Raw genomic sequence first — 20,058 nt, 5'->3', positions numbered from 1 at the left:
TTAATGTCCTTGTACGGTAATCACTTGCCGTTTGGTTAACTGGTCATAAATCATGACGGTTAATAAACCCTCGGCAATGGCGACAGGAATCTGTGTGAGGCAGAAAATCCCCATAAACTTCACAACAGACCCTGTCGCTCCGGCATGGGGATCGGGAAACGCAACGCCAAGCTGGACTGAAGTCACAAAATAGGTCGCCAAATCCGCCAGCATCGCGCACAGAAAAACGGCGACATCACGGCGCAGTCCGGCACGGCAGGCCATTTTCCACACCAGATAACCGACAACCGGGCCAATCACCGCCATCGACATTCCATTTGCGCCAAGCGTCGTCAGGCCGCCGTGCGCCAGCAATAGCGCCTGAAACAACAGCACAACCGCGCCGAGAATCGCCACCACCCCGGGCCCGAACAAGATAACCGCCAGACCAACGCCGGTCGGATGTGAACAACTCCCCGTTACCGACGGAATTTTGAGCGCGGACAGGACAAAAATAAACGCGCCGCACAGCGCCAGCAGTACCTTCTGATGATTATCCTCCTGCACAATACGCCGTAAGCGCACCAGCCCATACCACAAGCAGGGTAAAAACAGTAACCACCAGGCCAGCGCCCACACTGGCGGTAAAAAGCCCTCCATGATATGCATCGCAAACGCCTGTTGCGGGACAACCATCAGCAATAGCGCTGCAGCCAGTCCACTGAAAGACAACTGTCGAAGCTGCTGTTCAAGTTTCATTCTGCATACTCCCACTGTTTATTGACCAGAATGGTCGAAAAATAGGGCAACGGTCGATCATCGTTGACCTCGTGGAGATGGCGCCAGCACTGCTCGCCGGGCAGCGTGGCCTCGGACATCATTAAGGCGCATTCCAGCAGGCCAGTCTGCGCCAGCAACGCTTTAATACGGGCGAACCGGCCATACACTTTCATCAGCACCAGGCTATCATGCTGTTGTAGCGCCTGGGCTATTTCCGCTTCCGGCGCGGTACAAGAAATAACCGCCAGCGATTGCTGTTCTATGGCGAGCGGCATTTTCGCGCGGGCGGCTATCGCGGCGAAGGACGTGACGCCGGGGACAATCTCCAGCCACTCCGGGCAGCCGATACGCTGGAGTAAAAAAATCCAGGTACTGAATAGCATCGCATCGCCCAGGGTAATAAAACCGACCTGTTTACCCGCTTTCACCTCTGCGGTAAGCGCGGCGGCAACCTCGTTCCAGACCGCTTCTTTCTCGGCGCCGTCAGCGCTCATAGGGAAATGGCAACAACGTACTTCCGTCTGCTCGCCGAGATAGTCGCGCACAATCGACAGCGCCAGACTATCGCCTCCCTTACGACCGGCGGGCGCATACAGAATGTCCAGCGAGCCAAGAATCCGCGCTGCGCGGACGGTTATCAGGTCGGGCGCGCCTGGCCCGGTGCTTAATGCGTATAATTTACCGTTCATGCCGCCTCCTCTACCGCCATGTTCAGCGCCTGGTGCAAATGCGCGACAAACATCGCCCGGATAGCCGGGTTTTCTCCCAGCCCTCTCAGCCACGGCGTCGCCGGAATGCCCGCCGCGTTAAAGCGCATTTTCCATGAGTCGCCGTCGTCTGAAGCCATATCATTAATGGCGTGATCGCCCGCCACCAGCATTAATGGCATCAAATGTACGCCGGTGACGCCTTCGTCACGCAGGCTGTCGATCAGGATGTCGACCTCCGGGTAGCTTTCTACGGCGCCGACGCGCGCCGGAAAGCGCTGCGCGGTCATCATATGATCGAGACAGGCATAAGCAGCGAATGCGTGATGGCTGGCGCCGTGGCCCATAAAAACGACTTTCTCCGTTTGTCTGAGCGATGGCATCTGTTGTCGCAACGCCTGCATTAGCTGCACATAATCGTTATGGCTGCTCAGCAGCGGCACGCCCAGCGTCAGGCGAGTGAATAACGGACGCAAGAGTTGTACCTCACGGACAATTTTTTCATATTCGTCGCCGTTAATAATGTGCAACGACTGAATCGCCACGTCCTGATATCCCTGTGCGGCAAGCTTTTGCAAAGCCTGTAATGGCGTATCGATGTCGATACCGTCACGCTGGCGAAGCTTGCGAATGATCATTCCGGAAGTGAAGGCGCGAAACAGGTCGCGATCGGGACAGGACGCCGCCAGATCACGTTCGCACGCCACAATGTTTTTTTCACAGGTGTCGTGATAGCTGGTGCCAAAACTGACCACCAGAAGCGCTTTTTTCATTTTTACTCCTTAGCTGCGGCCAGCCAGCGCGATAAACGCTGCGCAAAGGCGGCCTGGCTTTCCAGTAACTCATCACCCGTCACAAGCGGCGTCGGGCGCGCAATAACGATGCAGGGAATGCCCGCATCCAGACAGGGCTGAACTTTTTCCTGATATCCCCCCTCCGCGCCGGACGCTTTGGTAATGACTACGTCGGCCCGGCACTGGTGGTAAAACGCGGCGTTAAAATCAGCGCTGAACGGCCCACACAGTGCGAAAATTTCTCCAACGCCGAACCCCAGTTCGCTGCAGCGTTGAATCACCTCCGCCACGGGCAGTACGCGCGCCAGCAACGTTTTTTCCGCCAGCCCGGCACGCCAGACGGCCAGATCTTTACTGCCGGTCGTCAGTAACACGCGCGGACCAAAACGCCTCGCTATCTCGCAGGCATCGGCAATACTGCGCGCCGTATAGAGAAGCGGATGCGTCAGATTGCTAAGCTGCTCCGGACGCTGATAACGACTTAACAACACGCCTGCCGTTTCACAGGCGCGAAGGAGGTTATGGCTGACCATTTCTGCATAAGGATGCGATGCATCTATTACCCAGCGAGTACGGTTTTCTTTTAGCCAGGCGACCATCTGCCCGTACTCCAGACGACCACAGCGCACCTGTCCTTTAATGTCGCCAGCCAGCGCTTTTCCGGCTGGCGTCGCCACGGATAAGGTGTACGCGACGTTCGCCGCATCCAGTTGTCGGCATAACGCGCGCGCATCGCTGGTGCCGCCCACCACCAGCACTTCCCCCTCATTCACAGCGTGTAACCTCGCGGCGTTATCATCAGCCCATCCTGAACATAGGTCGTTTTATTACCAACGATGACCAGACTGGTCATATCTACCGGTTCAAAATCCATATCGCCGAGCGTAGTCAGCCATTTTTCCTCTTTCTTACGTCCGGCGGATTTCACCACGCCAACCGGCGTTTGCGCACTTTTACTGGCGGCAAGCAGGTCAAACGCACGCGCCAGATGCCCTTCGCGCCCGCGGCTGCGCGGGTTGTAAAAACAGATAACAAAGTCTGCCTCTCCGGCGGCAACGATGCGTTTTTCAATCACCGGCCACGGGGTCAGCAGGTCGCTGAGGCTGATATGGCAGAAGTCATGCATCAGCGGCGCGCCCAGTAAAGAGGCGGCGGCGATGCTGGCGGTCATGCCAGGAATGAGCCGCACCTCGACGTCCAGTTTCTGCTTGCCGACCAGTTCCAGCACCAGTCCCGCCATGCCGTAAATACCGGCGTCGCCACTGCTGATGAGCGCTACGTTATGCCCGGCCTGCGCCAGTTCAATAGCCGCCTGGCAGCGTTCAATTTCCTTACACATGCCGGTCTTGATCACCTGTTTGTCGCCGGTGAATGCTTTAACCAGATGGGTATAGGTTTTGTAGCCCACGACGATTTCCGCCGCCTGAAGCGCCTCAATCGCCTCCATCGTCATCATTGCCTGCGAACCGGGGCCAATACCAATTACGCTCAACATCAGTGTGCAACTCCTAAAGTAATAGTGACGCCCTGTTCGCGCAGGGTTTCGCCTAACAATTGTCCCTGGCTTAATAACCACGCAGCCGGGCCGGATACGCTGCCAACGCCCACCGTTTTTCTGACGAAGCCAGAACCGGGAAAATGGTGTTCGAATTCGCGCAACGCTTCGGCGGTAAAGGTTTTAAAAGGCACGCGGCAGCAGGAGGCGAGCTGAATAAGCCCCGGCTCCCCTTTTTTGAGCGTGACGCTGCCAATCGCTTTTAACGCCAGCGGATCGAGTTTCTGCGCTTCAAGCTGACGCGCCAGTAATGTCGCTAACAGGGGAAATGGCGTATCGCGGCGACAGCCAATTCCCGCCACCACACGCTGGGGCACCAGTTTCCAGTGCAGTACGGGAAGCTCAGGGAGGTCATTACGCAAAGAGACGCAGATAAGCGCATCCAGTTCAGGCAACCGCTGCAAATCATCAACAGGGATAAAACCGCGAATATCGCACTGGCCGATCTCTTCCGTTAGTTCGGCATCCCACCATAACCCCACACGTTGATGACTGACCAACATCTGGTTAACGGTTTTTACCGCCGTTCGAAGATCGGTCATGCGGGCGTTAAGCTGGAAAGCTAAGGTGTCCAACGCGGACATCTCATTGACATCCGTTGCCGTGGTAATCACCGGATCGGCGCCTAACATTCCTGCCAGGTAGCGCGTCAAGGCATTGGCCCCGCCCGCATGACCGGAAAGCAGGCTAATGACATGCTGACCACGTTCATCAATGACGACCACCGCCGGATCGCTGAACTTGTCGTTCACTAACGGCGCCAGGACACGAACGGCAATGCCGGTCGCGCCGATAAAAATAAGCGCGGTATAAGTGGTAAAAGCCTGCCGGGCGGTATTAGCGAATCCGCCATCGAAGGGAATAAATCCCTCTTCCCGCAGTTTTTCACTGGTAAAGCAGGTTAACGGCAGCATCGCGGCGAGTCTCTTTGCCAGCGCCACGCCGCCGGGCGTCAGGCAAAACAACGCAATGGATTCAGGCTTTACGGTATTCATGGCTAAAGTCCGCTGCATAAAGTCTTGAGTAGTGATACTCCTTACCCAGAAAATTCCCGACCAGGATTAGCGCCGTCTTACGGATGCCAGCATCACGTACTTTGTCGCTAATATCCGCTAACGTGCCGCGAACGGTCTGACTTTCCGGCCAGGTAGCCTTATAGATGACCGCGACAGGCGTAGTTGCCGGATAACCGCCGGCAATGAGACGTTCCGCCACCCGATGAATACGCTGAACGGAGAGATAAATCGCCATCGACGTCTGGTGACTGGCGAACGCCTCCAGTTGTTCGCGCGCCGGTACTGGCGTACGCCCTTCCAGACGGGTAATAATGAGACTCTGCGATACCTCCGGTACGGTATATTCCACACCCAGCTCCGCCGCAGCGCCGAGAAACGCGCTGACGCCAGGCACTACCTGCCAGTCGATACCACGGCGGGTTAACTCTTCGCCTTGCTCACGTACGGAGCCGTACAGCGAGACATCGCCCGTTTGCAACCGCACCACCGTTTTTCCCGCTTTCACGCCCGCCGCCATCAGCTCGATAATCTGCTCAAGATGCAGTTCGGCGCTATCGTAGCGTTCTGCCTGCGCGGGGCAGTAATCCAGCAGTTCGGTATTGATCAGCGAACCGGCATAGATAACTACCTGCGCCTGTTGCAGCAGGCGGTAGCCTTTAAGCGTGATCAGCTCGCGATCGCCCGGCCCGGCGCCGACGAACCATACACAGCGTGGATCAAATGTCTCTGACATGGTTTTCTTCCTTCTGACAGGCGATAACAAAAACAGGATTGTTCGGTTTGAAATAGTGCCCCGCCCCCAGCGGCGTTAACGATGAAAGCTGAAGCTGTACACAGTCCATTCGACATGCGCCGATGTGGGCAAGATGCGCTAGCGCGCTATGAAGGTTTTCCTGCAAGATAAAGGTCATCACCAGACGGCCACCGGGATGCAGATGGCCCATCGCCCAGTCAATCAGCGCCGTCAGATGCCCGCCGCTGCCGCCCATAAACACCGCATCGGCTTTCCCGGTTATGGTCATTGGCGCTTCGCCGGGGAGAATATCGATATTGCCGCAGGCAAAGCGCTGACGATTCTCATCAAGCAGCCGTAGCGCGGCAGGATTACGCTCGATAGCCGTCACCTGCAACGAAGGAAACTGCAGCGCCGCTTCAATTGAGACGCTTCCCGTTCCCGCCCCGACGTCAATCAGGTGACTGGCGCGGTGGAGCTCAAGTTTCGACAGCACCAGCGCCCGTACCGCCTCTTTGGTCATTGGCACGTTCTCGCCGCGCAGAAAAAGCTCATCTTTCATCCAGGATCACCACTGCATTCATTTCATAGTCGGCGTTGACCGCACTGACGGGTAGCCAGTGGATCCGCTCATTTTCCATCGCCAGATTTTCACCAATCACCATCAAGCGATGCCCTTTACCGCGCGCGACCAGCTCCCGCGCGATTTCCCGCGGCCCGCAGCGGGCATCCGTGACCATCGCCACTTTGCAATGGTTCGCCAACTGCTCGAAGCTGACGCAACGACCGTGGCTACTGGTCAACCACATGTCATTCATATCAATTCCAGCCTGTGCGCACAGATACTGTACGGCGCTGATGCCAGGGATAATGCGAACCTGTTCGATACCAAAATACGCCACCAGGCGTGTACCGATGCCATAAAACAGCGGATCGCCGGAGGCCAGCACCACGATCCCTTTATCCCGACGGGCGGCAATCCATGACAACAACGCGCCAATATCCGCGCCCAGCGTAAATCGTTCGCCGCCAAACGCCGGAAACTGCGCCAAATGCCGTTTACCGCCTGCCAGCGCATCGGCGTGGTCTATCGCTTCCAGCGCCGCAGGCGTCATCAAATGCCGTCCAGCGGGCCCCATTCCCACGACCGTCAGCATTGCAGCTCCTTAGCAATCTCGTCGACGGGACGATTACTGCCGAGAATATGGTTATCAAAAGAAAACAGGATGGCGTCGCAGACAGGCGGCGTTTTGGTAAAACGCAGCATCTGCATGACTCGCAAACAAATACGCCTGGCAAGATGGTTATAGATATGCCCGAAGCCATATGCTTCAATGTGCTCCATTGCCGCTTCGGTGGTATCGCAATCGCTGACCAGGGTGAGTAACTCCAGCGGCGCGCCCAGTAAAGCTAAATGCGCGACCAGCGTTTCCATGCGCGCATCGGCAATATGGCTATGGGTATGAAAGATCCCGGCGGCGATTTTGATCAGTTTTCCAGGATGCCCCACCAGCACTATCTGGCAAAATCCCAGCCGTACCGCCTCTTCAATCATGTAGCCGACAAAATTGCTCATGGTGACGACCGCCTGTGTGTCGACGCCCATTTGTTCGCGAACAAACCGTTCGCCGTGGTTGCCCGGCACGAGTATCACCCGCGTTAATCCTGACGCCCGTTTGATCTCCAGTTCCAGCGATAGCGAGCGTTTCCAGCTTTCTTCCGACATCGGCGTCACAATGCCGGTAGTGCCAATAATGGAAATGCCGCCAAGAATGCCAAGCCGCGAGTTATACGTCTTTTGCGCCCGCACTTCGCCTTCCGGGGCAAAAATCTCCACATCAGCCCCACGCGCCGGGCCTATCGCTTCGCGCACCGCAGACTCAATGGTATGGCGTGGCGTACGATTGATGGCGGCGCTCCCGAGCGGTAGTCCAATCCCTTTACGCGTTACCGTACCAATACCTTCGCCGCCAGTGAGCGTAATCTCACCGCTGTCGTTGAGCGTAACGCGGGCAAAAATCAGCATTCCGTGCGTGGCATCCACATCATCGCCGCCATCTTTACGAATTGCGGCTATCGCCTGCTGGCCTTCAATGTGCGGCGACTCCACGTTCAGGCATAGCGTGACGCCCGACGGCGTGACGATGGAGACCTGATGAATCAGATGTTGACGCAATACCATCAGCGCGGCGACTTTTGCCGCCGCCGTCGCGCAGGAACCGGTGGTATATCCTTTACGTAACGCTTTACCGTGGTGCCAGACCGGCGCGTCAAAAGAAAGCTCGCTCATCAGGCCTCCCGGAGGTGATAGAGCAGCGCATTGACGATAGCGGCAGCCACGTTACTGCCGCCTTTACGCCCTAACGCGGCAACCGCGGGGAAATGGCTATGGGTGAGCGCCTCTTTGGACTCCGCCGCGCCGACAAAGCCTACCGGTACGCCCACCACGCCGCTCACCGTCACGTTATGTTCAAGCAAACGGAACAGGGCCGTCGGCGCATTACCGAAAACAAAGAGTTTGTTTTTCTCCTCCTCGGCGATAGCGATATCGACGGCGGCCATTGAACGGGTAATCCCCTGCGTTTTTGCGGCGCGCACCACGCGCGGATCGCTGATATAACAGCGACACTCGCCGCCAAACGTCGCCAGTAATCTTTTATTAATGCCGGACAGCGCCATCGTGGTATCGGTATAAATAATGCACGGTTGGCGTAGCGCATCACAAAGCTGCTCCAGCGCATCGGCAGAGAACCACAAAATGTCCAGCCAGTCGAAATCGGCGGTGGTATGAATAACCCGCTTGATAATGGCCTCATGGAGCGGACTGGCGAAACGGTAATCAGGACGCGTTTCGCGAATAATGTCGCTAATAATGGTGAAACTGTTGGCCTCAATGGTTTGGGGCTGCTGGATATAATGCATACTGTCGTCCTCAGGCCACGCCAGATAACCCGCACCGCGCCGCAATAAACAGCGCCAGCGCCAGGGTTGAAGCGACCCACATCAATCGAATCGTTCGGGAAATATCGTCCACGGAAATATCGCGCTGCGCGTCGCCTATCCAGGGCTTGTCCACACGCTCGCCAAAGTAGTTATTTGGGCCGCCGAGCTGGATTCCTAAGGCGCCGGCCACACACGCTTCCGACCAGGCGCAATTTGGGCTACTGTGGTTATAACGGTCACGCCAGCCAATACGCAGCGCCCGCCAACCACTCAGGCGACACAGTCCTGCCGCAATGCCCAGCAACAGCCAGCTCAGTCGGGCAGGAAGATAGTTCGCTACGTCGTCCATACGGGCGCTGACCATACCAATCGCCCGGTATTTTTCATGTTTGTAGCCCACCATTGAATCCAGGGTATTGACGGCTTTGTAGGCCATCGCCAGCGGCGCGCCGCCGAGAAAGAGGAAAAAGAGCGGCGCGATAATGCCGTCAACGGTGTTTTCTGCAACCGTTTCCACCACGGCGCGATTGATCTGCGCTGGCTGAAGTTGCGACGTATCGCGCCCGACGATCCAGGAGAGTTTTATTCGGCTTTCCGCAAGGTCGTTCTCCCGCAACGGTCGTTCAACTTCCTGCGCGGCGCGGGCCAGAGAGCGTCCGGCCAGCGTGGTAAAGATCATCCAGACTTCGACGCTCCAGCCAAACCAGGGGTGAATCCGCTGCGCCATTGCCAGTACGCCCCATGCCACGCCCCAGGTCGCCCCGACAACCACAACCCACATTACGCCGCCGCCAATCCGCAGCGCTTTATCGCCGGGACAATAGCGACGCACAATACGCTGCACAAACGTGATTAAACGACCTATCCAGCGTACCGGATGGGGCCAGTGTTGAGGGTCGCCGATGATAAAATCCAGCACCCAGGCGATACACCAGGCAAGGATCGTCATAATACGCGCCTCGCCGCCGCCAGCCAGTGCTGCAACATTTCCGGACGCTGGGCGAAATGGACGTGCAGATAGCTGGCAAACGTGTTGCCTGTCTGCCAGCCGCCAGTCCATTCCTGTAACACGCGGCCATCGCGAACCTTACGACAGGCCATAACGGCGGGTGTTTCGGGGATAAAATCTGAGTAGTGAAATTCATGGCCGCGCACTATCTCGCCAGGCGCCGCCAATAGCGTTGGCTGCATAGCCTGCGCCTCACAGTAGCCAAAGCGGGTAAGTCGCTTACCCATTTTGCTGTGACCGGGGATAATATTCGCCATCTGATGAATTTCCCCACCGCTATCCTCCAGAGTGCTCCCCAGATACATCAGACCGCCACACTCCGCGTAAATCGCCACGCCGCGCTGATGCGCCGCCCGCAAATGTTTTAACATCGCCGTATTTGCCGCCAGATCCGCGGCGTATAATTCAGGATATCCACCGCCCAGCCAGATCATCTGGCAATCAGGCAATGCGCGGTCATGCAGTGGGCTAAAACGCACAATGTTAACGCTGGCACGCTCCAGCAAATCGATGTTATCGGGGTAATAAAAGTTAAAGGCCTCATCATCCGCCAGAGCAAGCGTCAGCCCTGCCCCCGCTGTGTTATCGGGGCGCTCAGGCCACATTCCCGTCGGAAGCGCTGATAACACGCTCAGCGAGAGTAGCGCATCCACATCCACTGTTTGTTCCAGCGAGGCGGCAAAATCATGCCATGATTGCTGATTGACGAGGGATTCTCTGGCGGTAATCAACCCCAGGTGGCGTTCAGGTAATGCGACGCCGTCGCAAGGAGGGACATACCCCAGTACCGGCAGTGAGCAATAATGTTCAATGGCATTTTTGAGGAGCTGATAGTGGGCGTCGCTAGTGACGCGATTCACAATCACGCCCGCGAGGTTGAGGGTCGGGTCGAAGTGCTGAAATCCCATAACGGTAGCCGCAAGCGACGTTGAAACAGCCTTGCCGTCCACCAGTAGGATGACCGGGCAACCAAGCTGTTTGGCCATCGCGGCTGTGCTGCAGTAATTGGGGTCGACGCCATAGCCGTCATACAGCCCCATGACCCCTTCAATGACAGCGATATCCGCCTGCCGCATTTGTTCGCAAAATAAGTCGTTGAGAACAGGAGGAGGAAGCATGAAACTGTCAAGATTACGGGACGCCACGCCACAGATAGCGGTATGCCAGCCGGTATCAAGGTAATCTGGCCCAACTTTAAACGGCTGTACGCGCAGCGCGCGTTTTTGCAGCAGCCTCAACAAACCAAGCGTCACCGTGGTTTTGCCGCAACCGCTTCCTGTGCCTGCAAGAATAAATGCGTGATGCCTTGCCGCCATTACCCTGATCCTGTTCAGGGTGGTAGGGGTATACAGGTACGCGCATGTTCAGTCTTTCGACTGTACGCGTCTTCGCAACCCACTTCCCACCGAAGTTGTTGGTTATCACCGACAGGCAGGTCTTCTGGCTTAGCGTCCTCCTCGCCCGTCCTTCCCAATCTTGCGATCAGTGGTCTTTACGGGGTCGTCAGCATCACAGCAGCGGGGGCTGCGGGGGATTTTCACCCCCTTCCCTACCACAAATGTGGCAAACCTGTTGGTTTACGTTATGGCTGTACGGCACACCCATAACGACAATTAATAATGTGCTACGTTTTACATTTCTGTGAGCAATAGCCTGAGCGGTTGCTCATCTGACGTTAATCTACTCATCCTTACCGGTATATTGACGATAAAACGTATCGACAAAGCGTAATAAAACTTATCTTTCCTGACACTGTACTTCATCACAAAAATAAAAACTGGTGCAGTTTATGCCCTAAATTTTATTATTTTGTTGCGCTATGACAATTTATTGTTACACCAGATAAATTTTCTTTCTGAAATGATTAAGATACAAAAGACTATCAAAAATCGGCAATAGCAAAATATTGCTATTCATAACGATGGAGGATGAGAATTCTCATTTATCTGCTGGCGATAAGCCTGCGGCGTAACCTGATAGGTCTGGCGGAAGACTTTGCAAAAATAGCTGGTTTGCGAAAAGCCTAAATTACGCGCAATACTGGCAATACTCCAGTCACTATGGCAAAGCAATTCTCTGGCGCTAACCATTCTCTGGCGGTTCACCCACGCATTAAATCCGATTCCCTGATATTTCTTGAATAGTTTACTGAAGTAATAGGGGCTGAGATAGACATGTGAGGCGACATCCTCAAGACGAAGATCGTCGGACAAATGCGCATCAATATAGCGAAGCGCTTTTTTCATTTTACTGTCATGCGGAGTGGGACCACGAGTGGTTTTATTTGCCTCCGACTGCTGCGGATTGTCTTTGATAACCACGAAATTGAGCTGTTTTTTCAGGCAATTCTCAACAATCAGTTTAAGAAGATCGGCGGAAGCGATAACGCGTGAATAGTCCATCTCTGGCACATTCCGAAATTCATTCAAGAGCTCAGGGTCAGCCTGCCAGCGATCGTCGACATTAAGAATGTTTACCAGCTCCACGTCATTACTTAAACGAACCTGCCCGCATAAAACAAAGCCAACTAAATGCCCTGCGATTACCAGCGGAATAGAAAAATCCGTTAGACCGGCATGACAACGATAAATACAGGGTTGATCGGACTTCGATGCCTCCAGTCCCCCGCAGCGATCGCTCATACGACAACGTGTACTATGCTGGGGATGCTGCCGCATCAACTGACAAAACGGCGTGAAATTGAATAGCTCAGATATTTCATCACCATGAATATTGACAACCACAACCGCCAGACCGGTGGCTTGTGCAAAATCCTGTGCGATTTTATTAATGAGTTCTGAGTTCAGAGCGCTCGCAGAAATCATGATAAAACCCCTCAGTTAATTTATTGTTATAAACAAAACACATTATTTACATTCACTTTTTATTAGCATTATCCTGGCCCTGATAAAAAGTACAATGACAATATCAAAAGTCTCCCATTGCTGGGAGACGTTTTGATCAGTTCGTGAAAGCAGATCACGAAATTATCTCACCTGTTTTTACGATACATCATTGCTGTGAATCTGGTTCGCATTTTCTTACAGTTCACAGCGGTTACAAGGTAAATTCTTACCAATAAAATAGCGATATATCGCTGCTCCGGCACAGGCGCCGATAACAGGCGCGACAATCGGCACGATAAAATAAGGGATCTCTCGCCCACCGCTCATCGCCATGTTCCCCCACCCCGCTAACCATGTGAACAGTTTGGGACCGAAATCACGCGCCGGGTTCATTGCAAAACCGGTAAGGGGTCCAGTAGACGCGCCGATAACGGCAACCAGTATCCCAATAAGCAAAGGCGCAAGCGGCCCTTTAGGAATGCCATTGCCATCATCCGTCAATGCCATGATCATGCCCATCAGAATCGACGTAATGACCACTTCCACCAACGCAGCCTGCCATACATTTAGCGCTGCGGCCGGATAGGTACTGAAAATGCTGGCTAATTGCAAACTTTCGACGCTACCGCGCACCATATGATGCGCAGTCTCAAATTCAGTAAAAAGGCTACTATAAAGCACATATGCCAGCAGAGCGCCGCCAAAAGCGCCGGCAAACTGGGCAATAATATAAGGCAATACTTTCTGTTTGGGAAAGCAGGCAAAGAGCCACAGCGCAATCGTCACCGCAGGGTTAAGATGTCCGCCGGAGATCCCGGCCGTAAGGTAAACGGCCAGTGAAATTCCAAGCCCCCAAATAATGCAAATCTCCCATAATCCGAGGCTGGCGCCTGCGACTTTGAGCGCGCTCAAACAACCGATACCAAAAAACAAAAAGAGTCCGGTGCCTAAAAATTCCGCACCACATTGCGCCTTTAGAGAATCATTCATGTGACACCTTCTGAGCAAAGTTCGTGTCCTGGCCAGCGCAAGTTTCGGCTGGCGGTAGTGTACAGCTAACCTCACTATAAAAAGTGCCGCCTGTAAATTGTTGGCAACCTGCGGGCCTGCCTTCCGGAAAAATCGTGTTGCGATAGCAAAATTTTGCTTTTCCGATATTTTTATCAGCCCATCACACGGGAAATTTGAGCTATAAAATACGCCTGTTGAAATAATAAAATATTGCACAAGCCAACTTATCAATTTCGAATAAACATCACATTTTGCGTCTTTCGCCATATCAAACAAGAATACTCTCGTCACTAACAAAAATGTAAAAATGAAATAATAAAAACAAAATAATCATATAGACAATAATAAATTAAATTTTAATTATCAATGATTTATAAAAATAAAAGGCAATTTAATCATATTGCTTTCCCATTATTTTCTGATGTTCAACAGCAAGTCAGCCATTCTTTTTCCTCGCATCTTCTTATAGTCCCCACTATCGGAACACTCCATGCGAGGTCTTTATGCAACAAGAAGCACTAGGAATGGTAGAAACCAAAGGCTTAACCGCAGCCATAGAGGCCGCTGATGCAATGGTTAAGTCAGCCAATGTGATGTTAGTGGGCTATGAAAAGATTGGCTCCGGGCTGGTAACCGTCATCGTGCGCGGCGATGTTGGCGCGGTCAAAGCGGCCACCGATGCAGGTGCCGCAGCCGCATGCAACGTGGGTGAAGTGAAAGCCGTACACGTCATCCCACGCCCTCACACCGATGTAGAAAAAATCTTACCGAAGGGAATTAACCAATGAGCAGCAATGAGCTGGTGGAACAGATCATGGCGCAGGTGATTGCCCGTGTGGCAACGCCGGAACAACAGGCCATCCCTGGTCAACCCCAACCTATACGAGAGACGGCTATGGCAGAAAAAAGCTGCAGTTTAACGGAATTTGTCGGGACCGCCATTGGCGATACCCTGGGCCTGGTTATCGCCAACGTCGATACCGCCCTGCTGGACGCGATGAAGCTTGAGAAGCGCTATCGTTCCATCGGCATTCTCGGCGCCCGCACCGGCGCAGGCCCGCACATTATGGCGGCGGACGAAGCGGTGAAAGCCACCAATACCGAAGTGGTCAGCATTGAGCTGCCGCGCGATACCAAAGGCGGAGCGGGCCACGGTTCGCTGATTATTTTAGGCGGTAACGACGTGTCCGACGTCAAGCGCGGTATCGAAGTCGCGCTGAAAGAGCTGGACCGCACCTTCGGTGATGTTTACGGCAACGAAGCCGGACATATCGAGCTGCAGTACACCGCTCGCGCCAGCTATGCGCTGGAAAAAGCGTTCGGCGCGCCGATTGGCCGCGCCTGCGGCATTATCGTCGGCGCTCCGGCTTCCGTCGGCGTACTGATGGCCGATACCGCGCTGAAGTCAGCCAACGTTGAAGTCGTGGCGTACAGCTCTCCGGCGCACGGCACCAGCTTTAGTAACGAAGCTATTCTGGTGATTTCCGGCGACTCCGGCGCGGTCCGTCAGGCGGTGACCTCCGCCCGCGAAATCGGCAAAACCGTCCTTGCGACCCTCGGTTCTGAACCGAAAAACGATCGCCCGTCCTACATCTGATACCCACGAGGCTGATTCATGAGATCGAAAAGATTTGAAGCACTGGCGAAACGCCCTGTGAATCAGGACGGCTTTGTTAAGGAGTGGATCGAAGAAGGCTTTATCGCGATGGAAAGCCCGAACGACCCAAAACCGTCGATAAAAATCGTTAACGGCGCGGTAACCGAGCTGGACGGAAAACCGGTTAGCGAATTCGACCTGATCGACCACTTTATCGCCCGCTACGGCATCAACCTGAACCGCGCCGAAGAAGTGATGGCGATGGATTCGGTCAAGCTGGCTAACATGCTGTGCGATCCGAACGTCAAGCGCAGCGAAATCGTTCCGCTAACCACCGCGATGACCCCGGCGAAAATTGTTGAAGTGGTTTCGCATATGAACGTGGTTGAGATGATGATGGCGATGCAGAAAATGCGCGCCCGCCGCACGCCCTCTCAGCAGGCGCACGTCACCAACGTTAAAGACAACCCGGTGCAAATTGCCGCCGATGCCGCCGAAGGCGCATGGCGCGGGTTTGACGAACAAGAAACCACGGTTGCGGTAGCGCGCTACGCGCCGTTCAACGCCATCGCGCTGCTGGTTGGTTCTCAGGTAGGTCGTCCGGGTGTACTGACTCAGTGCTCCCTGGAAGAAGCCACCGAGCTGAAGCTCGGTATGTTGGGCCACACCTGCTACGCCGAAACCATTTCCGTTTACGGCACCGAGCCGGTCTTCACCGACGGTGACGATACGCCATGGTCGAAAGGCTTCTTAGCCTCTTCCTACGCCTCTCGCGGCCTGAAAATGCGCTTCACCTCCGGCTCCGGCTCCGAAGTGCAGATGGGCTACGCCGAAGGCAAATCCATGCTGTATCTGGAAGCGCGCTGCATCTATATCACGAAAGCGGCTGGCGTTCAGGGTCTGCAAAACGGCTCCGTAAGCTGTATCGGCGTACCGTCTGCCGTGCCGTCAGGCATTCGTGCCGTGCTGGCGGAAAACCTGATCTGCTCTTCGCTGGATCTGGAATGCGCCTCCAGTAACGACCAGACCTTCACCCACTCCGATATGCGTCGTACCGCGCGCCTGCTGATGCAGTTCCTGCCGGGTACCGACTTTATCTCCTCTGGTTATTCCGCGGTGCCGAACTACGACAACATGTTCGCCGGTTCCAACGAAGATGCGGAAGACTTTGACGACTACAACGTTATCCAGCGTGACCTGAAAGTGGACGGCGGTCTGCGCCCGGTTCGCGAAGAGGACGTTATCGCCATCCGTAACAAAGCCGCCCGCGCGCTGCAGGCCGTGTTTGCCGGAATGGGACTACCGCCGATTACCGATGAAGAAGTTGAAGCCGCGACCTATGCCCACGGTTCGAAAGATATGCCGGAGCGTAACATCGTCGAAGACATCAAGTTCGCCCAGGAAATCATCAATAAAAACCGCAACGGTCTGGAAGTCGTTAAAGCGCTGGCGCAGGGCGGGTTTACCGACGTGGCCCAGGACATGCTCAACATCCAGAAAGCCAAGCTAACCGGCGACTATTTGCACACCTCCGCCATTATCGTCGGCGACGGACAAGTGCTCTCTGCGGTTAATGACGTCAATGACTATGCCGGTCCGGCAACAGGTTATCGCCTGCAGGGAGAACGCTGGGAAGAGATTAAAAACATCCCTGGCGCTCTTGATCCCAACGAGATTGATTAAGGGGTGAGAAATGGAAATTAATGAAAAATTGCTGCGCCAGATAATTGAAGACGTGCTCCGCGATATGAAGGGCAGCGATAAACCCGTCTCGTTTAATGCGCCTGCGGCATCCACAGCACCACAGACCGCTGCGCCTGCGGGCGACGGCTTTCTGACCGAAGTGGGCGAAGCGCGCCAGGGCACTCAGCAGGACGAAGTCATTATCGCCGTCGGCCCGGCATTTGGCCTGGCGCAAACCGTCAATATCGTGGGCTTACCGCATAAGAGCATTCTGCGCGAAGTCATTGCCGGTATTGAAGAAGAAGGCATCAAGGCGCGCGTGATTCGCTGCTTTAAATCTTCCGACGTGGCGTTCGTCGCCGTTGAAGGTAACCGCCTGAGCGGATCCGGCATCTCCATCGGCATCCAGTCGAAAGGTACTACTGTTATCCACCAGCAGGGGCTACCGCCGCTCTCCAACCTGGAGCTGTTCCCGCAGGCACCGCTGCTGACGCTGGAAACCTACCGTCAGATTGGTAAAAACGCCGCCCGTTATGCGAAACGCGAATCACCGCAGCCGGTCCCTACGCTCAATGACCAGATGGCACGCCCGAAGTACCAGGCAAAGTCGGCCATTTTGCACATTAAAGAGACCAAGTACGTCGTGACGGGCAAAAACCCGCAGGAACTGCGCGTGGCGCTTTGATAAAGGATAACTCCATGAATACCGACGCAATTGAATCGATGGTCCGGGACGTATTGAGCCGCATGAACAGCCTGCAGGGCGATGCGCCAGCAGCGGCTCCTGCGGCAGGCGGCACGTCCCGCAGCGCAAAGGTCAGCGACTACCCGCTGGCGAACAAACACCCGGAATGGGTGAAAACCGCCACCAATAAAACGCTGGACGACTTTACGCTGGAAAACGTGCTGAGCAATAAAGTCACCGCTCAGGATATGCGCATTACCCCGGAAACCCTGCGCTTACAGGCGTCTATCGCCAAAGATGCGGGCCGCGACCGGCTGGCGATGAACTTCGAACGCGCCGCCGAACTGACCGCGGTACCGGACGATCGCATTCTTGAAATCTACAACGCCCTTCGTCCGTATCGTTCAACGAAAGAAGAGCTGCTCGCTATCGCCGACGATCTCGAAAACCGTTATCAGGCAAAGATTTGCGCAGCTTTCGTTCGTGAAGCGGCAGGGCTGTACGTTGAGCGTAAAAAACTCAAAGGCGACGATTAAGGATTTCGTATGCGATATATAGCTGGCATTGACATCGGTAACTCATCAACGGAAGTCGCGCTGGCGCGGCAAGATGAGACTGGCGCACTGACGATTACGCACAGCGCGCTGGCGGAAACGACCGGGATCAAAGGCACGTTGCGTAACGTGTTCGGCATTCAGGAAGCGCTCGCCCTCGTCGCAAAGCGCGCGGGGATCAATGTCAGCGATATTTCGCTCATCCGCATTAACGAAGCCACGCCGGTGATTGGCGATGTGGCGATGGAAACCATTACCGAAACCATCATCACCGAATCGACAATGATCGGCCATAACCCAAAAACGCCGGGCGGCGTAGGCCTTGGTGTGGGTATCACGATTACGCCGGAGGAGCTGTTAACCCGCCCGGCGGACTCGTCCTATATTCTGGTGGTATCGTCAGCCTTTGATTTTGCCGATATCGCCAATGTTATCAACGCCTCAATGCGCGCCGGATACCAGATTACCGGCGTCATTTTGCAGCGCGACGATGGCGTACTGGTCAGCAACCGGCTGGAAAAATCGCTGCCGATCGTTGACGAAGTTCTGTACATCGACCGCATTCCGCTGGGGATGCTGGCGGCGATTGAAGTCGCCGTGCCGGGGAAGGTTATCGAAACCCTCTCTAACCCTTACGGCATCGCCACCGTGTTTAATCTCAACGCCGATGAGACGAAAAACATCGTCCCGATGGCGCGCGCGCTGATCGGCAACCGTTCCGCCGTGGTGGTTAAAACGCCATCCGGCGACGTCAAAGCTCGTGCGATACCCGCCGGTAACCTGGAGCTGCAGGCGCAGGGTCGTACCGTGCGCGTGGATGTTGCCGCCGGTGCCGAAGCTATCATGAAAGCGGTGGACGGCTGCGGCAAGCTCGACAACGTCACCGGCGAGGCCGGGACCAATATCGGCGGCATGCTGGAGCACGTGCGCCAGACCATGGCCGAGCTAACCAATAAGCCGAGCAGTGAGGTTTTCATTCAGGATCTTCTGGCCGTTGACACCTCGGTTCCGGTGAGCGTCACCGGCGGTCTGGCCGGGGAGTTCTCGCTGGAGCAGGCCGTCGGCATCGCCTCGATGGTGAAATCAGACCGTCTGCAGATGGCGATGATTGCCCGTGAAATTGAGCAGAAGCTTAATATCGACGTGCAGATCGGCGGCGCTGAGGCTGAAGCCGCCATTCTGGGCGCGCTGACCACGCCGGGTACCACCCGACCGCTGGCGATCCTCGACCTCGGCGCGGGCTCCACCGATGCCTCCATCATCAACCCTAAAGGTGAAATCATCGCCACCCATCTCGCCGGGGCAGGCGATATGGTCACGATGATTATTGCCCGCGAACTGGGGCTGGAAGACCGCTATCTGGCGGAAGAGATCAAAAAATACCCGCTGGCTAAGGTCGAAAGCCTGTTCCACTTACGCCACGAGGACGGCAGCGTCCAGTTCTTCCCGACGCCGCTGCCTCCCGCCGTGTTCGCCCGCGTCTGCGTGGTGAAACCGGACGAACTGGTGCCGCTTCCCGGCGACTTAGCGCTGGAAAAAGTGCGCGCCATTCGCCGCAGCGCTAAAGAACGCGTCTTTGTCACCAACGCGCTGCGCGCGCTGCGTCAGGTCAGTCCAACCGGCAACATTCGCGATATTCCGTTCGTGGTGCTGGTCGGCGGCTCGTCGCTGGATTTCGAAGTTCCGCAGTTGGTCACCGATGCGCTGGCGCACTACCGCCTGGTCGCAGGGCGGGGAAATATTCGCGGCAGCGAAGGCCCAAGAAACGCGGTGGCCACCGGCCTGATTCTCTCCTGGCACAAGGAATTTGCATATGGACAGTAATCACAGCGCCCCGGCTATCGTCATTACCGTTATCAACGACTGCGCCAGCCTCTGGCACGAAGTGCTGCTGGGTATCGAAGAGGAAGGCATCCCTTTCCTGCTTCAGCATCACCCGGCTGGAGATGTCGTTGACAGCGCCTGGCAGGCGGCGCGCAGCTCGCCGCTGCTGGTCGGCATTGCCTGCGATCGACACTCGCTGGTCGTGCATTACAAGAATTTACCCGCATCGGCACCGCTTTTTACGCTGATGCATCATCAGGACAGTCAGGCCCAACGCAACACCGGTAATAACGCGGCACGACTGGTCAAAGGGATCCCTTTTCGGGATCTCCATGCTTAATC

General features: G+C 55.3%; 22 protein-coding genes and 1 riboswitch. Of the genes, 7 read left to right on the top strand and 15 right to left on the bottom strand.

Annotated elements, in window-relative coordinates; translation table 11 throughout:
* The 15 genes from cbiM to pduF all read right to left on the bottom strand — a co-directional run bounded on the left by cbiM (position 1) and on the right by pduF (position 13,352).
* Positions 1-738 (bottom strand): cobalt ECF transporter S component CbiM, encoded by a 738-nt coding sequence (cbiM, locus tag NA986_RS01475; RefSeq protein WP_000764336.1) that lies wholly within the window; start codon positions 736-738, stop codon positions 1-3.
* Positions 735-1,448, bottom strand: a complete 714-nt coding sequence (locus NA986_RS01470) for a cobalt-factor II C(20)-methyltransferase (RefSeq protein WP_001013556.1) — start codon at positions 1,446-1,448, stop codon at positions 735-737. Before NA986_RS01470 ends, cbiM begins: the two co-directional genes overlap by 4 nt.
* A complete protein-coding gene (gene cbiK, locus NA986_RS01465; protein WP_000709783.1) occupies positions 1,445-2,239 on the bottom strand; it encodes a sirohydrochlorin cobaltochelatase in 795 nt (264 codons plus the stop codon). The genes NA986_RS01470 and cbiK overlap by 4 nt, the downstream gene beginning before the upstream one ends.
* A gap of 2 nt (positions 2,240-2,241) precedes the next feature.
* A complete protein-coding gene (locus tag NA986_RS01460) occupies positions 2,242-3,033 on the bottom strand; it encodes a cobalt-precorrin-6A reductase (RefSeq protein WP_001001983.1) in 792 nt (263 codons plus the stop codon).
* Positions 3,030-3,755 (bottom strand): precorrin-3B C(17)-methyltransferase, encoded by a 726-nt coding sequence (locus NA986_RS01455; protein WP_000953637.1) that lies wholly within the window; start codon positions 3,753-3,755, stop codon positions 3,030-3,032. The genes NA986_RS01460 and NA986_RS01455 overlap by 4 nt, the downstream gene beginning before the upstream one ends.
* A complete protein-coding gene (gene cbiG / locus NA986_RS01450) occupies positions 3,755-4,810 on the bottom strand; it encodes a cobalt-precorrin 5A hydrolase (RefSeq protein WP_001098919.1) in 1,056 nt (351 codons plus the stop codon). Before cbiG ends, NA986_RS01455 begins: the two co-directional genes overlap by 1 nt.
* Complete coding sequence (locus NA986_RS01445) at positions 4,791-5,564, bottom strand: cobalt-precorrin-4 methyltransferase (RefSeq protein WP_000004870.1); 774 nt, start codon at positions 5,562-5,564, stop codon at positions 4,791-4,793. The genes cbiG and NA986_RS01445 overlap by 20 nt, the downstream gene beginning before the upstream one ends.
* Positions 5,548-6,126 carry a decarboxylating cobalt-precorrin-6B (C(15))-methyltransferase gene (locus NA986_RS01440; protein ID WP_023204216.1) on the bottom strand — a complete coding sequence of 193 codons (579 nt, stop codon included), beginning with the start codon at positions 6,124-6,126 and terminating at the stop codon, positions 5,548-5,550. Before NA986_RS01440 ends, NA986_RS01445 begins: the two co-directional genes overlap by 17 nt.
* Positions 6,116-6,721, bottom strand: coding sequence for a cobalt-precorrin-7 (C(5))-methyltransferase (locus tag NA986_RS01435; protein ID WP_023216056.1), 606 nt, complete (start codon positions 6,719-6,721; stop codon positions 6,116-6,118). Before NA986_RS01435 ends, NA986_RS01440 begins: the two co-directional genes overlap by 11 nt.
* Entirely contained in the window at positions 6,715-7,854 is a 1,140-nt protein-coding gene (gene cbiD / locus NA986_RS01430) for a cobalt-precorrin-5B (C(1))-methyltransferase CbiD (protein WP_023137992.1), read from the bottom strand. Before cbiD ends, NA986_RS01435 begins: the two co-directional genes overlap by 7 nt.
* Positions 7,854-8,486, bottom strand: coding sequence for a cobalt-precorrin-8 methylmutase (locus NA986_RS01425; RefSeq protein WP_000558993.1), 633 nt, complete (start codon positions 8,484-8,486; stop codon positions 7,854-7,856). Before NA986_RS01425 ends, cbiD begins: the two co-directional genes overlap by 1 nt.
* 10 nt (positions 8,487-8,496) lie before the next feature.
* Positions 8,497-9,456, bottom strand: a complete 960-nt coding sequence (gene cbiB / locus NA986_RS01420; RefSeq protein WP_020898950.1) for an adenosylcobinamide-phosphate synthase CbiB — start codon at positions 9,454-9,456, stop codon at positions 8,497-8,499.
* A complete protein-coding gene (locus NA986_RS01415) occupies positions 9,453-10,832 on the bottom strand; it encodes a cobyrinate a,c-diamide synthase (protein ID WP_023216055.1) in 1,380 nt (459 codons plus the stop codon). Before NA986_RS01415 ends, cbiB begins: the two co-directional genes overlap by 4 nt.
* Positions 10,833-10,929: 97 nt before the next feature.
* Positions 10,930-11,104: riboswitch (cobalamin riboswitch) on the bottom strand.
* 325 nt (positions 11,105-11,429) lie between these two features.
* On the bottom strand, positions 11,430-12,341 hold the full coding sequence (gene pocR, locus NA986_RS01410; protein WP_000622326.1) for a transcriptional regulator PocR: 912 nt from the start codon (positions 12,339-12,341) through the stop codon (positions 11,430-11,432).
* A 216-nt stretch (positions 12,342-12,557) separates the two neighbouring features.
* Positions 12,558-13,352 (bottom strand): propanediol diffusion facilitator PduF, encoded by a 795-nt coding sequence (gene pduF, locus NA986_RS01405; RefSeq protein ID WP_001000023.1) that lies wholly within the window; start codon positions 13,350-13,352, stop codon positions 12,558-12,560.
* Positions 13,353-13,876: 524 nt separating this feature from the next.
* Here pduF and pduA point away from each other — a divergent pair.
* Genes pduA through pduH form a run of 7 tightly spaced genes read left to right on the top strand, consistent with a single transcriptional unit; the run spans position 13,877 to position 20,056 of the window.
* Positions 13,877-14,161, top strand: coding sequence for a propanediol utilization microcompartment protein PduA (pduA, locus tag NA986_RS01400; protein ID WP_024147162.1), 285 nt, complete (start codon positions 13,877-13,879; stop codon positions 14,159-14,161).
* On the top strand, positions 14,158-14,970 hold the full coding sequence (gene pduB, locus NA986_RS01395; RefSeq protein WP_000097497.1) for a propanediol utilization microcompartment protein PduB: 813 nt from the start codon (positions 14,158-14,160) through the stop codon (positions 14,968-14,970). The genes pduA and pduB overlap by 4 nt, the downstream gene beginning before the upstream one ends.
* A gap of 18 nt (positions 14,971-14,988) precedes the next feature.
* Complete coding sequence (gene pduC, locus NA986_RS01390; protein ID WP_001256896.1) at positions 14,989-16,653, top strand: propanediol dehydratase large subunit PduC; 1,665 nt, start codon at positions 14,989-14,991, stop codon at positions 16,651-16,653.
* A 10-nt stretch (positions 16,654-16,663) separates the two neighbouring features.
* Entirely contained in the window at positions 16,664-17,338 is a 675-nt protein-coding gene (pduD, locus tag NA986_RS01385) for a propanediol dehydratase medium subunit PduD (protein WP_000405048.1), read from the top strand.
* 14 nt (positions 17,339-17,352) lie between these two features.
* Positions 17,353-17,874: a propanediol dehydratase small subunit PduE gene (gene pduE / locus NA986_RS01380; RefSeq protein ID WP_001090597.1), complete on the top strand. Its 522-nt coding sequence runs from the start codon at positions 17,353-17,355 to the stop codon at positions 17,872-17,874.
* Between the two features lie 9 nt (positions 17,875-17,883).
* Positions 17,884-19,716, top strand: a complete 1,833-nt coding sequence (gene pduG, locus NA986_RS01375) for a propanediol dehydratase reactivase alpha subunit PduG (RefSeq protein ID WP_023216053.1) — start codon at positions 17,884-17,886, stop codon at positions 19,714-19,716.
* Positions 19,706-20,056: a propanediol dehydratase reactivase beta subunit PduH gene (gene pduH / locus NA986_RS01370; protein WP_000377969.1), complete on the top strand. Its 351-nt coding sequence runs from the start codon at positions 19,706-19,708 to the stop codon at positions 20,054-20,056. Before pduG ends, pduH begins: the two co-directional genes overlap by 11 nt.
* Positions 20,057-20,058 lie beyond the last annotated feature (2 nt).

The organism is Salmonella sp. NW177 (genome assembly GCF_051811585.1).
Taxonomy (GTDB): Bacteria; Pseudomonadota; Gammaproteobacteria; order Enterobacterales; family Enterobacteriaceae; genus Salmonella; species Salmonella enterica.
Note: the sequence above shows the minus strand (reverse complement) of the source record. Positions and strands in the feature narration are given on the sequence as shown.

Coding starts and splice junctions, on each gene's coding strand:
- cbiM (WP_000764336.1), bottom strand. CDS start 738: ATGAAACTTGAACAGCAGCTTCGACAGTTGTCTTTCAGTGGACTGGCT.
- NA986_RS01470 (WP_001013556.1), bottom strand. CDS start 1,448: ATGAACGGTAAATTATACGCATTAAGCACCGGGCCAGGCGCGCCCGAC.
- cbiK (WP_000709783.1), bottom strand. CDS start 2,239: ATGAAAAAAGCGCTTCTGGTGGTCAGTTTTGGCACCAGCTATCACGAC.
- NA986_RS01455 (WP_000953637.1), bottom strand. CDS start 3,755: ATGTTGAGCGTAATTGGTATTGGCCCCGGTTCGCAGGCAATGATGACG.
- cbiG (WP_001098919.1), bottom strand. CDS start 4,810: ATGAATACCGTAAAGCCTGAATCCATTGCGTTGTTTTGCCTGACGCCC.
- NA986_RS01445 (WP_000004870.1), bottom strand. CDS start 5,564: ATGTCAGAGACATTTGATCCACGCTGTGTATGGTTCGTCGGCGCCGGG.
- NA986_RS01440 (WP_023204216.1), bottom strand. CDS start 6,126: ATGAAAGATGAGCTTTTTCTGCGCGGCGAGAACGTGCCAATGACCAAA.
- NA986_RS01435 (WP_023216056.1), bottom strand. CDS start 6,721: ATGCTGACGGTCGTGGGAATGGGGCCCGCTGGACGGCATTTGATGACG.
- cbiD (WP_023137992.1), bottom strand. CDS start 7,854: ATGAGCGAGCTTTCTTTTGACGCGCCGGTCTGGCACCACGGTAAAGCG.
- NA986_RS01425 (WP_000558993.1), bottom strand. CDS start 8,486: ATGCATTATATCCAGCAGCCCCAAACCATTGAGGCCAACAGTTTCACC.
- cbiB (WP_020898950.1), bottom strand. CDS start 9,456: ATGACGATCCTTGCCTGGTGTATCGCCTGGGTGCTGGATTTTATCATC.
- NA986_RS01415 (WP_023216055.1), bottom strand. CDS start 10,832: ATGGCGGCAAGGCATCACGCATTTATTCTTGCAGGCACAGGAAGCGGT.
- pocR (WP_000622326.1), bottom strand. CDS start 12,341: ATGATTTCTGCGAGCGCTCTGAACTCAGAACTCATTAATAAAATCGCA.
- pduF (WP_001000023.1), bottom strand. CDS start 13,352: ATGAATGATTCTCTAAAGGCGCAATGTGGTGCGGAATTTTTAGGCACC.
- pduA (WP_024147162.1), top strand. CDS start 13,877: ATGCAACAAGAAGCACTAGGAATGGTAGAAACCAAAGGCTTAACCGCA.
- pduB (WP_000097497.1), top strand. CDS start 14,158: ATGAGCAGCAATGAGCTGGTGGAACAGATCATGGCGCAGGTGATTGCC.
- pduC (WP_001256896.1), top strand. CDS start 14,989: ATGAGATCGAAAAGATTTGAAGCACTGGCGAAACGCCCTGTGAATCAG.
- pduD (WP_000405048.1), top strand. CDS start 16,664: ATGGAAATTAATGAAAAATTGCTGCGCCAGATAATTGAAGACGTGCTC.
- pduE (WP_001090597.1), top strand. CDS start 17,353: ATGAATACCGACGCAATTGAATCGATGGTCCGGGACGTATTGAGCCGC.
- pduG (WP_023216053.1), top strand. CDS start 17,884: ATGCGATATATAGCTGGCATTGACATCGGTAACTCATCAACGGAAGTC.
- pduH (WP_000377969.1), top strand. CDS start 19,706: ATGGACAGTAATCACAGCGCCCCGGCTATCGTCATTACCGTTATCAAC.